The organism is uncultured Kiloniella sp., assembly GCF_937128705.1.
GTDB lineage: Bacteria > Pseudomonadota > Alphaproteobacteria > Kiloniellales > Kiloniellaceae > Kiloniella.
The window spans coordinates 1-18031 of sequence record NZ_CAKZMP010000108.1 but is presented as its reverse complement, the minus strand read 5'-3'; the positions used below and the strand labels follow the sequence as shown (position 1 = coordinate 18031).

General features: G+C 43.8%; 15 protein-coding genes. 3 read left to right on the top strand and 12 right to left on the bottom strand.

Annotation, left to right across the window (positions count from 1 at the left end):
* Positions 1–151: 151 nt before the first annotated feature.
* From Q0241_RS06515 to Q0241_RS06475, 9 genes are all read right to left on the bottom strand, one after another.
* Positions 152–1150 (bottom strand): ABC transporter permease, encoded by a 999-nt coding sequence (locus Q0241_RS06515; protein WP_299374934.1) that lies wholly within the window; start codon positions 1148–1150, stop codon positions 152–154.
* On the bottom strand, positions 1150–3066 hold the full coding sequence (locus Q0241_RS06510; protein WP_299374931.1) for an ABC transporter ATP-binding protein: 1917 nt from the start codon (positions 3064–3066) through the stop codon (positions 1150–1152). The genes Q0241_RS06515 and Q0241_RS06510 overlap by 1 nt, the downstream gene beginning before the upstream one ends.
* A gap of 55 nt (positions 3067–3121) precedes the next feature.
* Positions 3122–3673 carry a hypothetical protein gene (locus Q0241_RS06505; protein ID WP_299374928.1) on the bottom strand — a complete coding sequence of 184 codons (552 nt, stop codon included), beginning with the start codon at positions 3671–3673 and terminating at the stop codon, positions 3122–3124.
* Positions 3661–4881: a glycosyltransferase gene (locus tag Q0241_RS06500; protein WP_299374925.1), complete on the bottom strand. Its 1221-nt coding sequence runs from the start codon at positions 4879–4881 to the stop codon at positions 3661–3663. The genes Q0241_RS06505 and Q0241_RS06500 overlap by 13 nt, the downstream gene beginning before the upstream one ends.
* A 31-nt stretch (positions 4882–4912) precedes the next feature.
* Positions 4913–5539: a histidine phosphatase family protein gene (locus Q0241_RS06495; RefSeq protein WP_299374922.1), complete on the bottom strand. Its 627-nt coding sequence runs from the start codon at positions 5537–5539 to the stop codon at positions 4913–4915.
* On the bottom strand, positions 5532–6764 hold the full coding sequence (locus tag Q0241_RS06490) for a glycosyltransferase (RefSeq protein WP_299374919.1): 1233 nt from the start codon (positions 6762–6764) through the stop codon (positions 5532–5534). Before Q0241_RS06490 ends, Q0241_RS06495 begins: the two co-directional genes overlap by 8 nt.
* A 2-nt stretch (positions 6765–6766) precedes the next feature.
* Entirely contained in the window at positions 6767–7954 is a 1188-nt protein-coding gene (locus Q0241_RS06485; protein WP_299374916.1) for a glycosyltransferase family 4 protein, read from the bottom strand.
* A 13-nt stretch (positions 7955–7967) separates the two neighbouring features.
* Complete coding sequence (locus tag Q0241_RS06480) at positions 7968–9191, bottom strand: glycosyltransferase family 4 protein (protein ID WP_299374913.1); 1224 nt, start codon at positions 9189–9191, stop codon at positions 7968–7970.
* An 82-nt stretch (positions 9192–9273) separates the two neighbouring features.
* Complete coding sequence (locus Q0241_RS06475) at positions 9274–10566, bottom strand: glycosyltransferase (protein ID WP_299374910.1); 1293 nt, start codon at positions 10564–10566, stop codon at positions 9274–9276.
* Positions 10567–10948: 382 nt separating this feature from the next.
* On the opposite strand from Q0241_RS06475, the gene Q0241_RS06470 reads away from it, so the two are divergent.
* Together Q0241_RS06470 and Q0241_RS06465 are read left to right on the top strand one after the other, a co-directional pair.
* A complete protein-coding gene (locus Q0241_RS06470; RefSeq protein ID WP_366941154.1) occupies positions 10949–13666 on the top strand; it encodes an ATP-binding cassette domain-containing protein in 2718 nt (905 codons plus the stop codon).
* 66 nt (positions 13667–13732) lie between these two features.
* Positions 13733–14197, top strand: a complete 465-nt coding sequence (locus Q0241_RS06465) for a Crp/Fnr family transcriptional regulator (protein WP_299374907.1) — start codon at positions 13733–13735, stop codon at positions 14195–14197.
* A 138-nt stretch (positions 14198–14335) separates the two neighbouring features.
* Here Q0241_RS06465 and xth read toward each other — a convergent pair whose 3' ends face one another.
* Both xth and Q0241_RS06455 read right to left on the bottom strand, forming a co-directional pair.
* Positions 14336–15133, bottom strand: a complete 798-nt coding sequence (xth, locus tag Q0241_RS06460; RefSeq protein WP_299374904.1) for an exodeoxyribonuclease III — start codon at positions 15131–15133, stop codon at positions 14336–14338.
* Positions 15134–15634: 501 nt separating this feature from the next.
* Complete coding sequence (locus tag Q0241_RS06455) at positions 15635–16402, bottom strand: gamma-glutamyl-gamma-aminobutyrate hydrolase family protein (RefSeq protein ID WP_299374901.1); 768 nt, start codon at positions 16400–16402, stop codon at positions 15635–15637.
* A 459-nt stretch (positions 16403–16861) separates the two neighbouring features.
* Between Q0241_RS06455 and Q0241_RS06450 the strand changes: the two genes are divergently transcribed.
* Positions 16862–17365 (top strand): sterol desaturase family protein, encoded by a 504-nt coding sequence (locus Q0241_RS06450; RefSeq protein ID WP_299374898.1) that lies wholly within the window; start codon positions 16862–16864, stop codon positions 17363–17365.
* Here the strand turns inward: Q0241_RS06450 and Q0241_RS06445 are convergent.
* Positions 17362–18031: outer membrane lipoprotein carrier protein LolA (locus Q0241_RS06445; protein WP_299374895.1), on the bottom strand; the 670-nt coding region annotated here is incomplete at its 5' end. The two genes, Q0241_RS06450 and Q0241_RS06445, sit on opposite strands and share 4 nt — an antisense overlap.

Below are 18031 nucleotides of genomic sequence, written 5' to 3'. Positions count from 1 at the left end.
AATTTCCACCACATGATTTGCCATTGTGATGCAGTGAAATAGCGTTCTTGTTGTGGTGTCAGTTTTGTTACCGACTGTGGATCAAAGGGCGCTGGGTTGACATAGTGTTCCATAGGCTGGCTTTGAGGCTGATGATCAGTTGTATTGTTATTCATTTTTCAGCCCCCCCACCCAGACGAATTCTCGGGTCGATGGCTGCAAGAATCAGATCTGAAATGAAGACTCCAATAACAACTAGCGATGCTTCGATGATAAGGAATGATCCCGCAAGATACATATCCTGACTCAAAAGAGCTTTGACTAACTCTGGACCTGTTGTTTCCAAGCCCATTACCACCGCGACCAGAACTGAGCCGGAAAGTAGTTCAGGTAGAATAGATCCAATATCTGCGATAAAGGGGTTGATTGCCAAACGAAGCGGGTATTTCAAGAGGATTTTGAGGGGAGTCTGACCTTTTGCTTTGGCTGTAATGACGTATTGTTTGGAGAGTTCATCCAACAGGTTAGCACGTAATCTTCTGATCATACCAGCAGTGCCTGAGGTTCCGATCACAACTACAGGAATCCATAGATGTTCCATTACAGATGTTGCCTTATCCATACTCCAAGGTTGACCTATAAATTGTGGATCCATCAAACCGCCAATAGAAGTACCGAACCATATATTTGCGAAGTAGAGAAGAACCAAAGCCAATAGAAAATTTGGCGTTGCCAGACCTATAAATCCGACCAAACTGAAAACGTAATCCCCCATAGAATATTGGTTTACAGCAGTATAGATGCCTATTGGGAATGAAAGCAGGTAGGTAAACAGAATCGAGGCTAAAGCGAGAACAATAGTAAGAGTTATTGTGTCACCAATAACTTCGGTTACTGGTAATTCATGTTCGAATGAATAGCCAAGATCGCCTTGTAAAAGCCCAAAAATCCAGTCAAAGTATTGCTCATACAGAGGTTTGTCCAACCCATACTCTGTGCGGAGGTAATCAATTTTTTCCTGATCGACGTTTTCACCCTGTGCCTGCATTTCGGCAATCTGGGTTTCAAGGTAATCACCGGGCGGCAACTGGATTAGGGTAAATATAATAGCTGAAATAATAAGCAGTGTTGGCACCATAGCCAAAATACGATTGACGATATAGCTCAACATTATGCGTTCTCCCTCATATCTGTTTGAGGGATAGCATTGCTACTAGTGCCTTTGTGGGCGCGTACATAGTGCCCGTCACCTAGGTCGACCATAGCCATCTCGTGTTGATCATTTATAGTAAAAGGCGCTGGCCAGTTTTCTGGCACAGAGGCTTTTCCTTCCAGTAAATCCTTTAAATCAAGCGGGTGGTCTAGGTCTGGATCAGGTACCGCAGATACCAAGGCCCTAGTATAGGGGTGAACCGGGTTTTTAAAGAGTAGTTCCTTGGGGGCGGTTTCGACCAATCGTCCTCTGCACATGACGATAATTCGGTCCGCAATGTAATCTATCACGGCCAGATTGTGACTGATAAAGATATAGGTCAGCCCTAAAGCCGCTTTTAAGTCCTTCAGAAGATTAAGAACCTGTGCTTGAATAGAAACATCTAACGCCGATACAGGCTCGTCACAGATCAAAAGGTCGGGTTGTAGTGCCAGTGCCCTTGCAATCCCGATACGTTGACGCTGCCCCCCTGAAAATGAATGTGGATAGCGATTTATATGCATTGGTGCCAATCCAACGACATCCATCAGGCTTTCAACGTACCTTCGTCGCTCTTTGGCGTCTTTCATACCGTGTATCAGTAAGGGTTCACCAATTAACTCTTGGACGGTCATGCGCGGGTTAAGTGAACTATAGGGATCTTGGAACATGAACTGAACACGTTCACGAAATTTAAAGAGGTCTTTTTTCTCAAGCGTTAGAACATCTGTTGGGTTATTTTCTTGATCCCTGAAAATAATTGATCCCTGATCGGGTTTCAGGGCACGCATGATAATTTTCGACAGCGTGGTTTTCCCGCAGCCGCTCTCTCCCACAAGGCCAAGGCATTCCCCGCGGTTGACAAAAAAGCTGATATCATCAACAGCCAATGCCTTTTCTGATGATTTTTGCGAGAAAAATCCACCTTTTCGGATCGAAAAAGATTTCGAGATATTGTTTACCTCAAGCAAGGGGGGATCATTTTCATTGATTTCCCGTCTTTGCCGCTTTGCTTTTAGAATAGGGTTATCGGGATGATGTTCAATTTCACGAATTGGTTTTAGCCGTTCATCCGGTTTCATATCAAAACGGGGGACTGCGTGAAGCAAAGCTTTGAGATATGGGTGCTCGGCTTTTCTGAAAATATCTTCCAGTGTGCCGCTTTCCATAACCTCGCCATGATACATGACCACGACTTCATCTGCCATGTTAGCAACCACGCCAAGGTCGTGGGTAATCATGAGAACGGACATATCCAGTTCGCTCTGCAAATCTTTGATTAACTTTAAAATTTGCGCCTGAATGGTTACGTCGAGGGCCGTTGTGGGTTCGTCGGCGATCAAAAGGGCTGGGCGGCACACTAAGGCCATGGCAATGACGGCACGCTGCCGCAATCCACCTGAAAGTTCAAATGGATAGGTGCGCATTGCTCTGACGGGATCGGGAAACCCGACCATCCGTAACATGTCGGTTGCAAGTTCCAGTGCTTGGCTCGCGGAAATGTCACGATGCAACTCTAGGGCTTCACAGATTTGGCTACCAACCGTATGCACTGGTGACAGCGAAGTCATGGGTTCCTGAAAAACCATAGATATCCGGCCACCGCGGATTTGTCTCATCTGTTTGCTGTCGGGTCGGATTCTCGCCAGATCTAGAATTTCACCATGTTTCTTGGGATCTGAAAAAAGAATTTCACCCCCTGCAATCTCGGCAACGTTGGGTAAAATTCCCATAATTGCCTGACTGACAACTGATTTTCCTGATCCAGATTCACCAACCAGAGAGACAGTTTTCCCACGCGGGATACGAAAGGATACACCTTTGACGGCGTTCAAAGTGCCCTCTGGAAGCTTAAATGCGACACGAAGGTCTTTGACCTGTAGCAGATCGTTCACGATTATACACTGGCCCCGTTGTTAAACCCTGTTGGCTTGATCGTCTTATATCTTTTTAAATTCCCGACATTTTTGGATCTGGCATTTCACTGCTGCCTTCTGGATCAAGTCCGATATCTAGCATATTGCCAATGGTGCTTGGGTCAAGCGGCAGGTTGTACTCTTTCGCAAATAGTATGGTTGCCCAGACAAGGTACTTGAAACCATACAAGTTGGAATCAAATGTGAGTTTTTGTTCTTCGTTCTTTAAGACGAGGTGCAGAACGCCTTTGGGTTTCTGGTCGTTTTCTTTATCTTTCACAGGGCGCCCATAATAGCGTAACTCTATGTTTTGTATATCTTTGAATAGAATTTTTCGTTGTTTGAAGTCTGTTATTTCAATCTGCTGGTTGTCGAGGGTTACACGTGTTCTGTGGCGCCGTAGTGAATGGAATCCGAAGATAATAAAGATAATGAGGATGGCGCTAAAACAGATTTGGGAAAAAGTGTTGTTCAGACCGTAAACCAGTCCGCCGAGACCAATTGATAAGCCAAAAGCTGTTTTTAGATAATCGAGATAAACATCAAAAAGGGGATATTTGAAACTTTGTGGAGTTATTTGGGGCACTGTATGTCTTTCTTTTTATGTCTTTTCTCAATTAGCTCTTTGATAAACAGTGTTGTTTTGTCTGTACCATGAACATCGATTTTTACTTTTGACTCAGGCTTTTTTGGCCCGGATTTTGGAGACAGAGACTTATGAACAGCATCATCTATTTTTTTTGCCAAATTTTCCGGGGTTAGATCTGCTTCTGATAGCAGCGATAGCACGCCTGCTTTTGCTAGTTTCTGTGCACGGTCGGTCTGTTCGCTTTGACCCTCTGCCGAAAAGGGGACGACAATCGCTGGTGTCTCGGTCATGAGAGTTTCCATAATGGTATTATATCCGGCCTGACTGATTGAAAGCTGAGCTTGGGATAGAAGTGTGCAAAAGTCCGGGCGGTTTCGTTCGACAATTAAACCATCGGGCGCACGTTTGACGATGTTGTTGAATTCTTGATCAGGCAGGTTGTTACCCAGAAGCAATCGCCAGGGCACACTGTTTAAAGCGGATAGATTTTTGGCTTTTATGACCGCCTCAGCCAAAGGCAGGGCTACGGCACCCCCGCCTGCAGAAACCAGTACACCTTTTCTATCCTCTGGTGAGTTGGGGTTTCGATTTTGGGCATTATGTTCGACGACATAACCAGTATAGACGATTTTTTCTTTAACTTGCGCAGCAAGCGGAAAGCTATCTTCAAGGGGAATAAAATCTGGATCGCCATGAACGAGAACATGATCAATATCCTTCTGGACCCGATCAATAATCCACTCGCTCTTCCCCGGCGTTTTATGGGTTGTGAGAATATCCCGTATAGAACTGATAACTGGAATGCCCATCGATTTGGCCAAAGCGATCAAGGGGTCCAGTTCAAAACGCATTTGGCGTCTGCCAAAGGGAAACATTTCTATCAGGAGGACGTCAGGCTTAGTCTTGCGAAAAGCTGATAAGAGAAGTTTTTTACGATGTTCTTTCCACGCGTCGTCGACGATTTTTCCTTCAGAATCTTTTAGAATCTTAAAACTGTTATCGGCAGCATGAAGGGCGGGAAGTTGAAAGAGCTTGGCGTTACCGATATCAAGAAATGAAACGGGACGTCCTCCAGACGCAAACAGAACTGACATTCCGGCTTTGTCCAACTCTTTTGCAAGTAATGATGCACGTCTGAGGTGTCCAATACCCAGAAGATGCTGAACATATATAAAAACGTTAACGGTATCTTTTGGGGTTGCCATTTGTGAGCTTCTTTAGGATGAAAGGTCGTTTTTACGGGGTATAGTTTAGGGGGCGTGGAAAAAACTCAGTAGATTGTAACAAGCTGATATTCATTGTTTTTACACTGATTTCACCCGTTGGGGAAACCTGAAAAAGGTGAGCACAGTTATCTCGTATCTTTTCATTTGGCTTGCCAAGCATATCCCAGCTTGTGGCCGCAGCATAGACAGCCCTTAGGATACCTTTGTGAGCGACAGCAACAACTGATTGCTCAGCCTTTGCGATTGTTTTTAAAAAAGGCTTTAGGCGTTCTTGTACGTTTCTTGGGCTTTCACCGCCGGGGGGGCAAAGATCCAGTCCAAGCGCTTCCATTTCTTCCATTTCTGGCCCCAGCCTTTCCCTTAACTCTGGTAATCTCTGCCCTTCCCACTTTCCCCAGGACATTTCGATTAACAAAGGCGCAATCTCAAATTTCTCTTGTCCTAACAGTTCAGCGGTTTGTTGTGCGCGTTGCAGAGGGCTGACGTACCAAGGCACTTCCATCCATTCATTTGGCAGGTGCCATTTTCGAACCGTTTCCATGCCTTGCTCAGAAAGGGAAATATCAGATCTTCCCTGCATTCTTTTTTCAGCATTCCAAACGGTTGGCCCATGCCTGAACATTAATATTTCAGCCATTCTTTAAAAACTTTCCTAGGGGTTTATCAGTCAGAATGTCTGAAAGAATCTTCGCCGTGTTTTCTGCGCCATGTGTATTTAAGCTGGAGGGTGGTGTTTGTTTATTTTGTAATGTTTTTTCTATGGCTATGGCGAGTTTTTCTGCTGTCAGTGTCTCTTCATCCACATAGGTGAGGGCATTTTGTTCAGATAACAGTTTGGCCCTAAGAGTTTGTTCTGTTTCCAGACCACCGGAGTAGGGAACAATGACACGGGGACACCCGGCGCGGAGGACTTCCATAACGGTGTTGTATCCGCCTTGACTTATGGATAGGGCACAATTTGCTAAAAGAGAGGTGAAATCCGGCCTTGAACGCTCAACAATCAAGTTGTTATTTGATTGTATTCTGTATTTTTCGAACAATTCTTCTGGCAGGCTATGGCCAATAAGAATGCGCCATCGTTTTTCTTTTAATACACTCAGTTTTCTCGCACTTAATGCTGCTTCGATTAGTCGTTCACTAACGGCACCGCCCCCGGTTGAAACCAAAACTTCATCAGTGCCATCTGTCGGATGTGGCGTACCGTCAACCTTTTCATCAACAACATAGCCACTATAAAGGATTTTGTCGGCGATATGGCGTGCAGGATGAAAGGTTTTATCAAAGGGAATAAGATTTTGATCACCATGAATTAACACGTGATCAAAATGGGTATCTACCCAGGAAAGCATCTCAGTTATACGTTCCGCTTTTGGCGCTTTGACGAGAATATCTCGAACGGATGAGATTATTTTGCTGGAAAATTCTGATGTTTGAGCGGCTTCAAGAAGAGGAATAAGTTCAAAGCGCATTTGTCGGCGGCCAAAGGGAAACATTTCCAACAGGACGAGACGTGGTTTTGTTTTGTGATAGATCTCAACAAGTTCCTGTGCCCTTTTAGCTTTAAAGGCCTTATCTATCGGCTGGTCGTTTTTATCCAATAACTTTGTGAACAGGATACCGTCAGCACGAACAGGGTCCAGTTGATAAAGCTTTGCGCTGCCTGTATCCAGTCCGGGGACTTCCATCCCTCCGGAAACAAACGCAACCGATAGGCCAGCTTTATTCATTGCGCGGGTGAGGGTTGCTGCCCGTTTTTGATGTCCGATACCGAGAAGATGTTGGACATAAAAGAGAACGTCTATGCGTTTCTCAGGACGTTTCTCAGGATTCTTGATTTCAGATCTTGTGGCTTCAGATGTCATTATTATAGCGTTTTGTTTTTCTTGGTATAATCGAACAGTGGTAATCCCGGTTCAATATAGCCTTTTCTGGATGCTGAAAGGATTGCATCCAAACGTTTCCCGGCTGTTACAAGGCTATGCATCGCCTCTACTTTTTCTGCTGCAGACTTTCCCATATCCCGACGACGAACAGGGGCAGTCAACAAACTTCTAAGCGCAGCGGCAAAGGCTACGGGGTCTCCGGGTGTTGTTAGCAGGCCGGTTTCGCCATCTGCGACAACTGCGGGAACACCGCCTGTCTTTCCTGCGATAACAGGCAGACCACCAGCTTGGGCCTCTAGAAAAGCGAGGCCATAAGCCTCGTTAACTGCGGGCCAGGTATAGATATCACACGCTGGTATAAGTGATGCCAGTTCATCTGAATTAAGCTGGCCCGTATAAGTAATTTTGGTTTTTGGGACCCATACAAAACTTGATTCTACGTCTGGTTTGGCTTGTCCATCACCAACGATGATTAGTTGCCAGGGTAGGTCTGGCAGACCGCGCAAGGCTTTTGATAGTACTCTGTATGATTCCAGCTTGTCCCCGGGGCGCATCATGGCAATTGCCAATAACCATTGTTTGTGCGGATCCAGACCATATTTTTCTGCAATAGCTTTACGACACTGTGACCAGTTTTTCCGTTTTTCGATAATGGGATCGGGAACAATAAAGGGTGGCAGCGACCAGTTTCTTACTGTGTCTGGCAGGCAGTGTGTATCATGTGGATTAAGACTTATAACGCAATCGGCTTGATGAACTGCTGCGACGACGGCCTGATGACTTAAATCCCAGGGGCCATTTGCCCTTTTGTTGGCAATAGATGCTTCGATGGCAATGTAGGGAATATTGAGTACGCCGCATACAAGCGGACCGACCCAGTCCGGGGCTTTATAGTAGAGATGATAGGTAATCCAGACATCCGGACGCTGGTCTTTTGGTTTGTTTTGGATCTTTTTTATGTATCTTGCGGCAAGCTTTTCGCCAATTTTTTTCAATCTGGCCTGACGGGTTTTGTCTCCGGTTGCGTCTCTACTGCGCAGGTGAGAGGCGATGTGAACGTCGTGCCCTTGGGTTTCAAGGGCTTGTATAAGTAATCTGGCGACATGACGGTCGCCAGATGGCGTAGGGTGGCGGGGTGATTTTAGGGGGGCGTAAAAAGCGATCCGCATTTCTATCGCCTGACTATTGCCCTGTGAACCGGTTGAAAAGCTGATCTATGCCTTGTTTCATGGAGAACTCATCTCTTACGCGTTTTGCTCCGGCTTGCCCTAAGGTCTCCCTTAGAGTGGGATCCTGTATGAGCTTTTTAAGGGCAGTACCTAAAGCATTAGGGTTTTCTGGTGAAACCAATATACCTGTCTCATTGTTAACAATAAGCTCAGGTATAGCAGATATATTGGTTGAAAGGCAGGCCAGAGCTTGACTTTGTGCTTCCATAAGTACATTTGGCATGCCATCACGATCCCCGTCTTTTGTGATTCTAGATGCCAAAACAAAAAGATCTGCTTTGCGGTATTGCTCCAGAACAACCTCTTGCGGCTGGGCGCCCATCCAGGTGATTTTATTGCTAATACCAAGTGATTCAGCCTGATTTTTCAAATCCTTGCTTAATGTTCCACCTCCGATATGAATAAAATGCCAATGCAGGCTGCTCGGCAAAGAGGAAAGGGCTTTCAGTAGATCGTCATACCCCTTTTTGGCGACCGCACGGCCGACTGATATCAGGGTGACGCTTTTATCTTCTGAGCTTCCGTCATTCTGGGAATGGTTATTCGCCGTTTTATCAAAACGATCAAAGTCAAGACCATGGTAGACTAGGTCTACACGGTTCTTATCTGTGGTTAAGCCTCTTAAATAATCCACGTTAAACTGCGTACAGGTCGCCAGCCATTTGATATCGGCTAGTTTTTCCCGTAGCTCCCACTCTGGCGATGTCCAGATATCCTTGGCATGGGCCGATCCACACCACGGGATATCCCGGATAAAAGACGCATAGCGTGTGACTGAAGACGGAGTATGTAAAAAGTGCGCATAGAGCCAATCGACATCCTCTGGCAATTCAGCAGCAAGAACACAGGCCTGCGCAAAACGTCTTATCCGATTTGGGGTTCGGTCACGTTTTAAGTCCTTGATGAACAGGGAAAATGCTTTTTTGTACCCAGCCAGCTTTCGGACTTTCCACCAGCTTTTCAAAACCCGGAGGGGTTCTTGATAGATATACTCGGGCAGATAGCTGACAGGTGCTTTGATTTCCTGATGAATGGGGTGTGTGGATGTATCTGTTGGGTGGCGAAGTGAGACTAACGACAGGTCCAACCCGCGTTGTTCTAGCGCAAGAAGTTCCTGTGCGATAAAAGTCTCTGAAAGGCGTGGATAACCTTTTAGGATTACGGTTATTTTTTTCATACCGTCGGATTATAGCTCTTTTGCTTGCCGCCTGCTTTTCGACAAAAGTAATTTGACGATTAGCACGATCGAGCAGGTGGGGTTAATTTGTCTTTGATAGTTTGTCGATTATGCCCAATTTTGAAAGCTTTGCCTTGAAGCAGTTATCGGCAAGTTTGATGACGTTTTTCTGTCCATCAAGCAATCCTGGTACAACGACATCAGATGGCAGGTTTTGTTGAGGTAAATTTCTAAGGGCAGTTGCCATTTTTTGTGGATCGCGTTTGCCATCATTTTCCAGCATACAAACCAAGCCGAGTTCCTGCGCACGACTGGCCCGAATGTACTGTTCCATTCTGGGGACAGTTCTTGGTACGATAAGGGCTCGTTTATCGTAGGAAAGGATTTCACAAAAGGTATTGTATCCCCCCATACCGACAATACCGATCGCTCTATCGACGAGGCTTTCGAATTGAGCATTAAAGGTTATGGCTTCAACATTGGGCAATTTGCTGGCACGGACCTGAAAATCATGCTGAAGGTCGCTATTCATAAAGGGACCGAGCGCAAACAGAGCTGGATAAGGAAGATCTGGATCGCTTTCATAGGCAGAAAGAACCCAATCAATTATCTCTTCGCCGTCTCCGCCACCACCGACAGTGACGAGAAGATAAGGTGTTTCTTCGTCAACTTTTTCGAGTACAGGCATAGGAACATCGCTGCCTCCTGTGCGGCGTAGATAGCCCGTATAGGTCATTTTCCTCTGAACTGATGGCGGTAAGTCGATGCCATCTAACGGATCACAAATTTGAGGAAGGCCATAGACCCAAATGTCATCATAGTATTCTGACAAAGCGGGTAGTGTGTTTTTACGCTCCCACTCACTTGAGAGAAGATCCGGATCATCCATGACGTCTCTGAGGCCAAGGACACAGGGGGTGCCTCTGCTTTTTAGCAAGCGGAGCGTGTCTTCTACTTCACCTCGTAATCCCAAGGGTTCTTTATCTACAATGAAAAGGTCGGGATCATAAAATTCTGCAGTATGTTTGATAATCGATGACCTGATACTTAGGGTTTGTTCGATATCGATATGCAGATTAAGCGAGGTATAGTCACCATTCCTCAGTTTGATGACGCCTGGGATACGGACGAAATCAACGCGAGATTTAAAGCCGAAAGACCCAATGATTGGCGACCCTGATAGAATCAAAACAGATAAGTTTTTATGTTCTTCTACCAGTGTATGAGCAATTTCCCGACAGCGCCGCAAATGCCCCAGACCAAAGCTATCGTGACTGTAAATAAGAACACGGGTACTTTTTTGATCATCAACAATGTGTCTACTGTCTTGTGTAATGGTATTGCTCCCCTCGATAATGTCGGGACTATGCCACAATTCGTTCCTAGGACCCAAGAAAGAATATGTGTTCAGAACGTTTTGTCGATTTTTTTCTTTGATAAAAATTGAATGAATTTAGTGTAACTATATATTCTAAAAAATTTTTCTATTTGAAGCTGTATTACAATGTCCAGTGCATGTGGTGACATTAAGTTACCATAAAGCTGTTATTTAAGCGTTACACATCGAATAACAATGTGTTTATTCCCTTCGAGTTTACCTCTGTTAGTTCTTCGGATAGGCTGAGTTTTATGAAGCGTTAAAATTTGTTGGCTGTTTACTCAATAAAAATTTGGTTTTATCGTGTAACTTGTTGAAATACAGGTGTATTGACTACAATTTAAACTTTTAAGGCCGGGTGCGGGGGATTTAGGGCGCAATGGAGCAACGACTTTTTAAGTATATATGGAAGCACAGTAAAACGGACCAGATTAAAATTCTGTTCCTTGTGCTGGCATCAATGCCCTTTTACTTTCTGTCATTAGATTTACCAAAAAGTATTATAAACCGCGCCGTCGACTCTCAAAACTTCGCTGACATTAATTCAACGTTGTCTTTTATGCGGTTTGAACTTCCTTTTGGAGAGGAAATTTTTGGACATCCAATCATTCTCATTGAAGGCTTTGATTTAACACAAATCTCTTTGCTGTTTGCATTGTGCTTTTCATTTCTTTGTCTCGTTTTGGTTAATGGTCTTTTTAAGTTTGTTATCAATACTTTAAAGGGACAATTGGGCGAACGGATGCTCCGCAGATTACGTTTTGAGCTTACCGACCGTATTCTTCGTTTTCCTGTTATGCATAGTCGCCGCGTGAAGCAGGCAGAAATTGCGACGATGCTCAAAGATGAAGTGGAACCCTTGGGGGGCTTTATCGGCGATGCGATCGTCACACCTTTCTTCTTGGGTGGCCAAGCCCTGACGGCGCTTATCTTTATCATGGTCCAGAATGTTTGGTTGGGCATTGTTGCGATGAGTATCGTTCTGGTACAGGCTTTTTTAATTCCCAAGCTTCGCAGACGTATTCTTGATCTTGGGCGCCAACGCCAAATGACAGCGCGGGCCCTTGCCGGGCGTGTGAGTGAGCTGGTCGAAGGAGCTGTTGAAATCCAGTCTCATGATACCAGTAACTATGAACGTGCAGAGATATCCAGCAGACTTGGTAAGATTTTCAAAATTCGATATGAAATTTATCAACGAAAGTTTTTTGTTAAATTTTTGAATAACTTACTTGCCCAAATAACACCTTTTATCTTCTATCTTGGCGGTGGGTATCTGGTTATTACCGGGCAGTTTGAAATTGGTACACTTGTCGCTGTACTTGCGGCCTACAAAGATCTTCCTCCACCGATCAAGGATCTCATTAATTGGGACCAACAACGGAATGATGTTCAGATTAAATATGAACAGGTTGCTGAACAGTTCCAACCCAATGGTATGATCGATGCTGAAATGCAACGGCTTGAAGAAAAACATAGTCCGCCGCTGGAAGGTGACATTGTTGTCAGTAATCTTGGTCTTGTTGATGAAAACGAGAATAAACTTCTAGAGGGTATTAACTTCACAGTTGGTGTGGATAAAAAAATTGCTGTCGTTGGCAATGCCAGCAGCGGTAAGGAATATTTAGGGTTGCTTCTGGCTAATCTGGTTAAATCATCTTCTGGATCGATGAAAATAGGAGGCAAGCCAATGGTGCAATTGCCTTCTGCCATAACCGGACGCAGAATTTCCTATGTAAGCTCAGAGGCCTATCTCTTTCCTTTGTCGGTGATGGATAATCTTTTCTATGGATTACGGAACTGGATGATTAAGGATACATCCTTGCTTCCTAATTCAGAGGTTGAGTACCAGCGTGAAAAGCAAGAAGCACTTCGAACAGGTAATATTGCGCTTAATCCAAATGGTGAATGGATAGATTTTAGCTCTGCAGGGATAAATGAACCGGCAGAACTGGTTCCGCGTGTAACAGAAATTTTACGCGCGGTTGATTTCGAAGAAGATGTGTATCTATTTGGATTAAGCGGGATAGTTGATTGTGAAAATAGGCCGGATATCGCAGAAAGTATTTTAGGGGCAAGGATTGCGTTAAAGGAGCATTTGAAATCGACTGGGGACGAAGATCTCGTTATCGCTTTTGATCCGGAAAAATATAATAAAAACGCAACATTACGCGAAAACCTTTTGTTTGGAACCCCACGTAAAAAGCAGTATGCGGGAAATAATCTGCTGACCATGCCAATTTTACGTGAATCTGTAGAAGAAGCAGGCCTAAAAGATAGTATTTATAATATGGGCCTTTCTATTGCCCGAACCATGGTTGAGCTTTTCATGGGGCTTCCGCCGTCTCATCAATTTTTTGAACAGTTCAGTTTTATCTCTGCGGATGATCTGCCAGAGTTCGATAAAATAGTAAAACGGGCAGACAAAAGTAGCTTCTCAGAAATATCGGATTCTGATCGAGAAGCTTTGATGTATTTGCCTTTTGATTATGTAGAGGCACGTCATCGTTTGGGGTTGGTAACCGAAGATGTCGAAGCAAAAATTTTAAAAGCCCGACAAATTTTTGCAGAGAAACTGGAAAGTCGTGATCCAGATGCCGTTGAATTCTACGATCCTGATTCATACAATTCCGCTGCAAGTATTCAGGATAATATCCTGTTTGGTCGTTTGGCCTATGGCCGTGCCGAAGCTGGTGCAACAATAGGTCGCGTAATGACAGAGCTTCTTGATGATCTGGGGTTAAGGTCTGAAGTTATTGAAGTTGGGCTTGAATTTAATGTTGGGATTGCCGGAAATCGCTTGAGCAGTGTTCAGCGGCAAAAACTGGCTTTGGCACGTTCATTGATCAAAAAACCGGATCTCCTTATTTTGAATGAAGCAGCAGCCGTTATGGATTCTCAGAGCCAGAACAGGCTGGTGCCATCTATCATGGAAGCTCAGGAAGATCGTGGCATTTGCTGGACATTACAAAGGGCAAGTTTATCTCAACATTTTGAATATGTGATTGTCATGCAGAATGGGAAGGTTGTCGAAAGTGGTAGCTTCGACGAACTCAACAAAGATGGTAAGGTCTTGAAAAGTCTTATTGATGACGAATAACATCACAAAATAAGTTACCGGGATACGAAGCCAAAGAGAAACAGAGTAGGTAGGGAACCAGAGTAGATGTCGATTGAACAAGAAGTTGAAGCGTTAAAAAATATACCGCTTTTCGCGAACATTGACCCTTCCCGGCTGAAGCTTATGGCCTTTGCCAGTGAACGCCTGACATTTAAAGAAGGAAAAGAACTCTTCCATCAGGGGGATGCAGGGGATGCAGCTTATATCTTTATTGAAGGGGAAGCTGATGTCATTGTTGATACTGATGACGGTCCACTTGTTGTCGCATCTTTTGGAAAAAATGACTTTGTTGGTGAGATCGCTATTCTTTGTGATGTTCCTAGGACAGCAACGATTAAAGCCAAGTCAGAACTGATTACCTTGAAAATTACCAAAGAGCTTTTCTTTAATATGGTAATGGATTTTCCGGAAATGGGTGTTGAGGTCATGCGTGTACTTGCGCATCGTATTGATCATACTACCAGCCAATTGACGGAAGCTCGTAATGCGTTGGCTGAAAGATCTGATTAAAGTTGGTTAAACCCGAGAATTGATCTTTATCGGTGTTTAAAACCCCAAACTTAAACCCTAGCACCCAAGTCTATATGATGTAAGCCTAAGAAGATTAAGCTCAAAACCGGAGTTGCTTTATACGGCCTTATATAGTGGTTAGGTGTCTATATCCAGAACGTTTGGGACATGGTCTGAGGGCTTTTCCCACCCACGAGTGTGTCTGACAACTTCAAAACTTTTTAGCTCAGATTTAAGGCTTTGCGTTGTCAGGATATGATCAAGACGCCATCCGTAATCTTTTTCAAATGAAGGCTTATAGCGATAACCCCACCAACTATAGAGCGGTTGGTCGTCGGGTATAAAGTGGCGTCCAACATCAATTAAATCTCCTGATTTTCGAAGATTTGCCATAAGTTCACTTTCAAGAGGGGTGTGACCTACAGATTTAAGGAGCTTTTTGTGGTTCCAGACATCCTTTTCCAAAGGGGCAACGTTAAGGTCACCCACAAGGACTATTTTTTTCCCTTTTACTTCAGGTTTTGCAGCCCATTTGGACATTTCTTTGAGGAATTGGATCTTATGGGCAAATTTGTCATTTTGTTCCGGGTCCGGAACGGGGCCGCCTGATGGGACATAAAAATTATGAATTTCTAAGCCATTCTTTAATGTAATCGACATATGCCTTCGGTCATCTTTCCCACACCAGACGATTTTTTCGTGGCTTTCTACGTTGTTTTTACACAGGATTGCAACACCGTTATAGCTTTTTTGTCCATGAAAAAATACCTCTTCATAACCCATTGATTTTATATCAGATAATGGGAATTCGATATCTTGGACCTTAGTCTCTTGCAGGCAGAGAACATCCGGCGTGTGACTGTCTGTAAAGTCTTTGAGATGACCTAGACGCTGTCTGACAGAATTGATGTTCCAGGTAGCAATACGAAGGGGCATAAAATTATTCCATATACGAAATGATTTCATTCCACTATCGATATGAAGTTGTTTCGTATGTGGAATAATAGGTAATTTTTTATTTCTGTTTCGAAATGAGGTTGATATTTATGAAATCAAGAACTCAATTGATATTATTTGATGATTCTATCACATAGATTTCAAAAATAAAAGAAAGGAACACCTGATTGGGGGGATAACCAGGTGTTCCCGCTTCTTCGCAGAGTTTCAAGGAACCAGAGGGGGGATTCCAGTTCCTTTAACGTCGCCAGGAGTGAGGTAGGAGGCGACATGATTCTAAGATAAGCCATCTAGTGGGGATTTCAATGAACCTGTGGATAAAATTTAAGTTATGGGAATTTATTCTTACTTATGGCATTGATTTCGGAATATTATCCTTAAATTTTCTGTAAAAAGCTTGATTCAGGTGAGGCCTCATGAGGGACTCCACAGAAATAGTCATTTTTTGCACAAGGAAAAGACAATGGCTAAAGGGGAAGTTTATCTCATTCGGTTAGCCACAGCTTTGCCAAAAGCGCTGAAGATGGCTTTAGAGGTGCTATTCTCAATTGCTTTGTATTCTGGATGCCATTGTACCCCGAGAATAAAAGATTTTTGATCGGGCATGGAAATGGCCTCTATCGTGCCGTCTTTTGCGATTGCATCTGCAATTAGCCCTTCGCCAAGATCTTTTACGGCTTGATAATGTAGAGAGTTTACTTCTGCATCATCTTTTTTAAGAATCTCATATAACCGACCTTGTTGATTGAGGGTGATAGAATGGTTGGGCCCATAATCAATGTCCATATCGTTTGTGTCTGGACTGCTATGATCCATGCGTCCCGCTATGTTTTTAACCTGTGGGAATAAACTGCCACCTAGGGCAACATTAAGTTCTTGAAACCCACGACAGATAGCAAGAAGAGGCACTTCCTGACTAATGGCCTCTCTTATCAAGGCGAAGGTTGTTTGATCACGCATTTCATCATAAGGCTCTGCCTCGGCAGAGGGCGTCGTTTTGTAGCGTTCAGGATGAACGTTACTGGCACTCCCAGTCAGCATGATGCCATCAAGCTTCGAGACAAGGCGTGGGATATCTAATAGATCTGGCAAGGCCGGAATAATGAGGGGCATTGTATTGGATGATGTAGCTACCGCGCGTAAATATTTATCATCAACAGCATGATAGGGTTTAGGTGTCTCCGCTTTGTAAAGACATGCTGATACCCCGACGATGGGAAGCTCTGGTGGTAACGCTGAATTGGCCATTGGATTACAGATCAAAAATGTTCAGAAAAATGTGATTTGTGATGGTACTGTTTAAGCTGTTTGGTGCAAGTATGATTATGTCAATAAAGGTGATTAGTTTGTGGTAGACGCGTACCCAATAAAGCTAGATATCGTGAAATGAATATACGGCTATGCAGTAAATAGATGGAAAATTTTGTGGAAGTGCTATTGGCCTATAAAGGGGGAGTGGTTTTTGTTTGGCTCCTATTGCTTTTTGTCTTGGAGCGATTGTTTCCAGCTTCGTCTCTGGCTGAAAGGAGCCTATGGGTCGACAAATATTTTCCGATCAGAGTTCGGCGGAATATAAGTTTGTGGTGTTGTAACCTGCTTTTGTCTCCTTTGGTGGTTATTCCCCTGACTGTATGGGCTACTTCACATGTTGTCGGTTGGCGCCCAACGGTATTATCAGGTGGCTTCGGGACTATCATAGATGTTATTATGTTAGATTGCCTGATCTATTGGTGGCATCGCTTAAATCACGAAATTCCACTTCTCTGGCGCTTTCATGAAATACATCATCTAGACATGAATCTGGATACAACTTCGGCACTGCGCTTTCATTTTGGTGAAGTGGTAATATCGGCTATGGTAAGGGTTCTTGCGATTGTTCTTTTTGATATTCCATTGATATCTGTAATAATTTTTGAAGCAATTTTATTGATTGCAACGATTTTTCACCATTCAAATATACGGTTGGTGAATGGGTTGGAAAAAGCCTTGTCGATGATCATTGTCACACCAGAAATTCATTGGGTTCACCATCATGCCCTGCGTCGTGATACAGACAGTAATTACGGCACAGTTTTTAGCTTTTGGGATAAAATTTTCCGTTCTAGAAGTGATACAAAAAGAACTTTGAATATGAAAATAGGTGTTGAAGGAGCAAGGGATAAATCGCTCCTTCAGTTATTTCTTAAGCCGTTTATGATGAGAAAAGATTAATCCCAGTTTTCTTTCTTTTTCATATCGAGATCATCAGTAGTAAAGACTGTTTCGTCTATTGATGTATCATACACAGGATTCACAAGGGAGACCTGTGTTGTAATGCCTTGAGCATCTATTACTTCCCACTTTCGCAGAGAAATCGGGTTGTCACTGAATAGCAGCGTCATTTGGGTGCCGTCAGATTCACCTTCGGCTCTTATTTCTAATTGAATTGTGCTGTCGGATTCTTGAGCACTAAGAATCTGAATGTCCTTATGAAGTTCGACTTTTTCGCGTATTAGAAACCATAAGGGTGTTTTCCAAAGGGGCAGATAAGTCGATTGCTTTAATTTTTTATCGAAATAGAGCAGAGTGACGCCGTTTGCGATCATAACAATTGGAACTGGCTCGTCATATTCAAAACGCATTTTACCTGGGCGTTGAATATTAACGTCTCCTTCTGCAAGGCTGCCATTACTGGAAATTTGAATAAAGCGCGCTGAGACGGATTTCAAATCGTTCAGATAGGCTTCAATGCGTCGTACGATAGATACTTCATCAGGGGATAGTCCATTCAAACCGTTTGGCTCGACTGAAGTATCTGAATTTGCCCGAGCCTGCTGACTAGTTACGACAATTGGCCCTGCGAATATAAACAGGGCAATAATCACAACCATTATAGCT

Excerpts from the sequence above, each read along its gene's own strand:
- Q0241_RS06500 (WP_299374925.1), bottom strand. The coding sequence starts at position 4,881 with ATGGCAACCCCAAAAGATACCGTTAACGTTTTTATATATGTTCAGCAT.
- Q0241_RS06480 (WP_299374913.1), bottom strand. The coding sequence starts at position 9,191 with ATGAAAAAAATAACCGTAATCCTAAAAGGTTATCCACGCCTTTCAGAG.
- Q0241_RS06470 (WP_366941154.1), top strand. The coding sequence starts at position 10,949 with ATGGAGCAACGACTTTTTAAGTATATATGGAAGCACAGTAAAACGGAC.
- Q0241_RS06485 (WP_299374916.1), bottom strand. The coding sequence starts at position 7,954 with ATGCGGATCGCTTTTTACGCCCCCCTAAAATCACCCCGCCACCCTACG.
- Q0241_RS06455 (WP_299374901.1), bottom strand. The coding sequence starts at position 16,402 with ATGGCCAATTCAGCGTTACCACCAGAGCTTCCCATCGTCGGGGTATCA.
- Q0241_RS06515 (WP_299374934.1), bottom strand. The coding sequence starts at position 1,150 with ATGTTGAGCTATATCGTCAATCGTATTTTGGCTATGGTGCCAACACTG.
- Q0241_RS06495 (WP_299374922.1), bottom strand. The coding sequence starts at position 5,539 with ATGGCTGAAATATTAATGTTCAGGCATGGGCCAACCGTTTGGAATGCT.
- Q0241_RS06465 (WP_299374907.1), top strand. The coding sequence starts at position 13,733 with ATGTCGATTGAACAAGAAGTTGAAGCGTTAAAAAATATACCGCTTTTC.
- Q0241_RS06450 (WP_299374898.1), top strand. The coding sequence starts at position 16,862 with ATGTTAGATTGCCTGATCTATTGGTGGCATCGCTTAAATCACGAAATT.
- Q0241_RS06490 (WP_299374919.1), bottom strand. The coding sequence starts at position 6,764 with ATGACATCTGAAGCCACAAGATCTGAAATCAAGAATCCTGAGAAACGT.
- xth (WP_299374904.1), bottom strand. The coding sequence starts at position 15,133 with ATGCCCCTTCGTATTGCTACCTGGAACATCAATTCTGTCAGACAGCGT.